Source organism: Pseudomonas sp. NPDC087639, from assembly GCF_044743385.1.
GTDB lineage: Bacteria > Pseudomonadota > Gammaproteobacteria > Pseudomonadales > Pseudomonadaceae > Aquipseudomonas.
Genome location: NZ_JBIUWI010000191.1, coordinates 1 through 1,200, shown reverse-complemented (window position 1 = coordinate 1,200; position 1,200 = coordinate 1). Strand labels below are relative to the sequence as shown.

The following is a 1,200-nucleotide window of genomic DNA, read 5'->3' as shown; positions in this document are numbered from 1 at the left end:
AACGCCGAAGTCGGCGAGTCTGCGCATCAGCGCAGGCTCGTTGACGGTCCACACCGACACATGCAGCCCCTGACGCTGCGCCTTTTGCAGGCGTTCCGGCGTACACAGCGTCCAGTTCAACGCAAGAATCTCACAGCCATAGCTCTGGGCGACCTTCAACGGGTCGAGCCAGGCGTACTCGGCTACCAGTCCGCGTGACACGTCCGGCACCAGATCCAGCGCAGCTTTCAGTACTTCGCGCGAACTCGAGGTGATCGTCACCTTGTCCAGCAGGCCGTGGCGCTGAGCCATTTCACGAATTGCCAGCACCGTGGTTGCGGCGCGGGTGCGTGAAGCGCTTTTCACTTCAAGCTGCCAGTGCTCGAAATCACACTTTTCGAACAGCTCCTCCAGCGTCGGAATCGGGCACGGCTTGATCCAGCCCGGGCCACCCTTGCGCGCGTCGTACGTCACCAGTTCGGCGGCGCTGTGCTCGACGACTTTGCCGCGACGCTCGGTGGTGCGTTTCAGGGTCGGGTCATGGATGACCATCAACTCGCCGTCCTTGGACAGGTGCAAGTCCAGTTCGCAGCGGCGCACGCCGTGCTTGAGACATTCCTGAAAACTGCTCAGGGTATTTTCCGGTGCTTCGCCCTTGGCGCCGCGGTGGCCGTAGATGAGGGTCACGGTTCTTCCTTAATTTAAATGCCTGATTCGTTCTGTTCGCGGGCCAGACGTCGTTCCTGGGCCTGCTTCTGCAAGATATAACGAGCGAGCAGTTGGCGTTGGGCATCGGTCAGGTGTTCGAACTCGGTGCCGACGTCATAGCCGTCGCCCTTGCGGTCGCAATGGGTGACGCGTGCGCGTAACAGCAGGCCCAGCGCTTGCGGCATCAGCACCAGTTTCACCGACAGATGCGCGTCGGTAGCGATTGGCGTCGGATACTGAAAGTCGATCCCGCCTTCGGAGATGATCACCGGTTGCGGTTCGCCGATATGGCCGAGCACGGTCAGCGCGACCACCTGGCTCAGCAGGTCGATGCGTTTGTTCTGGGATTTCAGGAACGCGGCGATGGCCCGGTCGCGCTCGCTGATCTGGCGCAACAGGTGCTGCGACTCGAATTCGCTCAGGTGCAGTTCGCTGAGCAGGTTGAAGAGTGGGGAAGCATCCTGCAACACTTCCTGGCCTGCGGCTTCGGGAGCGGACAGGGGCCGAATTTCC

Annotated in this window: 2 protein-coding genes; both read right to left on the bottom strand. The window is 61.4% G+C overall.

Translation table 11 applies throughout. The annotated features are described in order from the left end of the window. Positions 1-666, bottom strand: a 666-nt coding sequence (locus ACIOVB_RS27815; RefSeq protein WP_401272313.1) for a glycerophosphodiester phosphodiesterase, incomplete at its 3' end; no start/stop codon positions are given. 14 nt (positions 667-680) lie between these two features. Then, a partial coding sequence (locus ACIOVB_RS27810; RefSeq protein WP_401272312.1) for a PilZ domain-containing protein occupies positions 681-1,200 on the bottom strand: 520 nt, incomplete at its 5' end.